The sequence below is a fragment of the Hydrogenimonas sp. genome (assembly GCF_029932565.1).
Taxonomy (GTDB): domain Bacteria; phylum Campylobacterota; class Campylobacteria; order Campylobacterales; family Hydrogenimonadaceae; genus Hydrogenimonas.
The window spans coordinates 1,452-5,184 of record NZ_JAOZPV010000036.1; the positions used below are offsets into that span (position 1 = coordinate 1,452).

Here is a 3,733-nt window from a genome sequence, read left to right on the forward strand (position 1 = left end):
ATGGAGTTTGCAATGACGCTCCATTTGACTGTCTCCTGGTAATTGCCCTTTTTATAGAAGCTTTGTGCAATATAGGTGGCCAACTTTGGGTCTCTGCTCTGGTTGAAACGCTCAATAAGGTAATCCAATGTATTGTTGGTCTGTTTGGTTTGAATAACGAGACTCGAAGATTTGGTTGGCTCAGAGCTCTCTTCTGTCTCTTTCTGATCGGTTTTTTCCTGAATTGCATTGTTCTTTTTTTCGGAAAAAGATTTCGCTTTGCCCAGACGTTCATCCCCGAGCACATTTTTTTGTCTGGCCTCTTGTGGTCTCTCTTTTACAACGGGAATCGTCTCATGCCTGACAATATCTTTTCTGGAATTTTCCGTTTTATTGTTCACACTTCCAGGTCGACCAAAACTATTCAAAAATTCGGTGTCCGGATTGAGTACAACCGATTTTTCAATAGGTTGTGATGGAGTCTGATCGGGTTTCGCTTCCGGTTTTATCGGTTTTTGGACTATTGGTTGTTTTGGTTCTACCGTGGCTTTTGTTGGCAACGACGATACGACACGTTTTGGTGTCGTGTTCGGCTTCTGATGGGCTGTTTTTTCTTCTTTTGCGACATTGGATCTATTTGGTTGAAAGGCATTGAACGATGTCTGAAGATTTGGCCAGAAAACCAGGGCGATCATTCCCGCTCCCATCAGTCCGACAAGAATCATCAGGGGTTGTAGACGTTTGATTTTATAACGTCTCCATTCGCGTTCAAGCTGTTCTATCTCAAGCATGAATATATCCAAGCTTCAGTGCGGACATCTCAATGAATTTGTTTTTTACTGTCCGATGAGCGATTTTCGAAGGACGATTGTTTTCGTAGTAGTCATATATCTCAAAAAGGGTATACATCAACTTGTTGATCTCTCTGTAGTTGCCTTTTGTAAATTTGTGAATCAGTTTGATATTGGCTTTGTCGAACATGCTCGCAATTTCAAAATAGTTTTGCTGAATCAGTTTTTTCTGTACATACATCAATGTGTCATGAACCGTTCCGTTTTTCAGTTCAATGGTTTCCCAGATTCTTGATTGAAAGTGTTCTTTCGCGATCAAATCCTCTTTCTCCGTTTTATGAAGCGAAACGACAAACTTGATGACCCGCGTATCGGATATCAATCGAATCTGTTCCATCATCGCAGAGGGGTAGAGCTGTGCTTCATCAAGAAGAACGGTAATATGTTTTTCATCTTTAAGAGAGTGGCAGATGTCAATGAACTGGTTGTATGAGAGGTTTTCCGGTACCTCCTCCCGGTCTCCGACCAGAAACGTGTAGAGCGTTCGGATAAATTCATCTTCATTTTGGATAGGTGTCGAAATGATGAAAATATCCTCTTTCGTTTTCAAATCGTGGTAGATTTTGTTGATAAGGATGCTCTTTCCCGTTCCCGGTTTTCCATAGAGCAGTATCATTTTAAGAGGTTTGGAAATGCTCTCTTGAAGTTTGTTGTAAAACAGGATTGATGTATCAAGCCCGATATACTGGCTTATCTCAATCCTGTCGATAAAGATTTTTTGCAGCTCTTTGAATTTGCTCATTTCATCTTCGTCAAATTGCTGTCAGAGAGTCTGTTGAATCCAATATCTTTCAATGTCATAGAGTTTTTTGCTTTGACCAGATGCGGTGTGACGATGATGACCAATTCGACCTTTTCATTGGACATCTCTTCATATTTGAATGCATAACCGAGTATAGGAATATCTCCCAAAAGCGGTAGTTTGTTGGTTTCATTCTGGACTTTGTCGGTAATCAAACCACCCAGTATGACGTGAGCCCCGTCTTTGACTGTAACGACAGAAGCCATTTGTCGGCGCTCGAGATCCGGTGGCATCGTGCGTTTTGTATTGTCATTGGTAACCGGATTGATCGTATCGCTGACCGACGGATTGATTTTGAGTGTGATTGTTCCGTCCGCTGAAATTTCCGGTGTGATATCGAGGAGGATACCGGCAAATACGGAATCGATAATCTCATTCTGTGCGACGGTGCTGCCGCCGGTATTGCTCAGTGTCGTACTGTTTTGTATTTTATAGAAATACTGCTTCCCGACTGTAATCATTGCAGATTGGTTGTTCAATGTCAAAACTTTCGGATTGGAAACGGAGTGAACATCCCCCTGCGATTCGAGGAACTTGATAATGGTACCGATCTGCGCATTCATGACAATATCGGTAAATGTGGCAATTTGACCCATAACCGGGTCGCTGATGAATGGAATGCTTCCGCCAAGACCATCACTTGGCGTGATGCCCTGGTCGTTAATATTTTTCGATCGAAGTCTCTCGGCTGACACTGTAAAGTTCTGCAATTTGTAAATTTCACGCCAGTCGATACCCGTCTCTTTTCCCTCTTTCAAAACGACAGCATACATTTTGACATCGATCAGGACCTGCTTGTGGAGACGATTGATGAGATTGTCCAGATACTCTTCCACTCTGTCCAGTTGTTTTTTGGTTCCTGTAATGGTCACCAGTCCTGACTCTTTGTCGATAACCGGCGCACCGGCCTCATAGGTATCTTCCGGACGGTTCAGAATGTTTTCGATCTGATCGGAGAGTGTGGCCCAGAAGATGAACTGGTCGTTCGAGTTGATTTCAATGCCGCTTTCCGATTCTCCGGTACTCATATTGCTGGTCGAGACCATGCCTCCACCGGCAGCAGATGTCTGCTGTTGATTATTGACACCGCTCGCCAATGTCACGCGTGTTTTGCTTGTACTCTCACGATCGGTACTGATGTAGTCCACATGATATGTCTTTGTGAGGAGATAGGAGATTTTCAGAATATTTCCATCCAGGGAGTAGTTGAGATTGTGTTCATTCAGTGCTATATTCAATACTTCCGGAAGTGTGACATCTTTAAGCGAAAAGCGGTTGAGAGGGGTCCGCAATCTCTTCGCAGCCTCTTTGTCTTTCACAATCAACGTGAGATCGCACTGTTCTGCAAGTTGATCGATGAGCTCTGAAATCCTCGTGCCCTTGTTCGCTTTGATGTTGAATAAATTATCTTCACATGACGCCTGCAGGTTCGATGTCAAGCCGATCGACGCAGTAACAATCGCAGCGAGAAGCGATAATTTAATTGTCTTTATACATTTCATTCCCAATCCTTACTTCACTAAGAGTTTGATTTTTTTGCTTTTTTTACGTTTCAAAAAGACACGTACGTGCTCATTTTTACGAGCCAGGAGCACATAGTCCTTTCCAACCTCACTGACAGTAAACCCTCTTACCTTCGAGTTCAAACCGTACCATTTCCGATTGATTTTGACCCGGTCATTGATAATGGCGGTCAATTCAAACCGATAATGTCTCTTTTTCGAACGTTTCGCTTTTAACACCCTGGCATATTTGCCATTCACGTAGATAAAAGGGTCTTTCGCTTTCGCAATCTCTTTATCTGTAAGACCGATACGTTCCTGCTTGATATCGTTGACAAGCTTGTCGATATCGTTGATTGTGATCTCAGCATGCAGTAACGTTGCTCCGATGAGCACGATCCCTGCACCTTTCATCAATAGTTGATTCCCCATACTGATACCTTAAAGTTTGCATTTATCGTCTGATTACTTTCCAGTTGGATATTATATATATCGACAACCAACTCACTTTCTTCAATCTGGTTCATGAATTTGATCATATTTGTATAACCGCCTTTGCAGTCAACACCAATTTCAAGTACATGTCCGAAACTATCCTG

At 42.6% G+C, this 3,733-nt stretch carries 4 protein-coding genes and 1 pseudogene; all 5 read right to left on the minus strand.

From position 1 onward, the window contains the following. On the minus strand, positions 1–770 hold a 770-nt coding region (locus tag Q1K24_RS05755), incomplete at its 3' end, for a hypothetical protein (protein WP_300367340.1). Beyond that, on the minus strand, positions 763–1,572 hold the full coding sequence (locus Q1K24_RS05760; RefSeq protein ID WP_300367342.1) for an ATP-binding protein: 810 nt from the start codon (positions 1,570–1,572) through the stop codon (positions 763–765). The genes Q1K24_RS05760 and Q1K24_RS05755, both read right to left, overlap by 8 nt. Continuing rightward, positions 1,569–2,951 (minus strand): pilus (MSHA type) biogenesis protein MshL, encoded by a 1,383-nt coding sequence (mshL, locus tag Q1K24_RS05765; RefSeq protein ID WP_300367344.1) that lies wholly within the window; start codon positions 2,949–2,951, stop codon positions 1,569–1,571. Before mshL ends, Q1K24_RS05760 begins: the two co-directional genes overlap by 4 nt. A gap of 192 nt (positions 2,952–3,143) precedes the next feature. Further along, a complete protein-coding gene (locus Q1K24_RS05770) occupies positions 3,144–3,566 on the minus strand; it encodes a hypothetical protein (RefSeq protein WP_300367346.1) in 423 nt (140 codons plus the stop codon). Further along, a pseudogene (locus tag Q1K24_RS05775) lies at positions 3,548–3,733 on the minus strand (hypothetical protein); the annotation flags it as partial. The pseudogene Q1K24_RS05775 and the gene Q1K24_RS05770, both read right to left, overlap by 19 nt.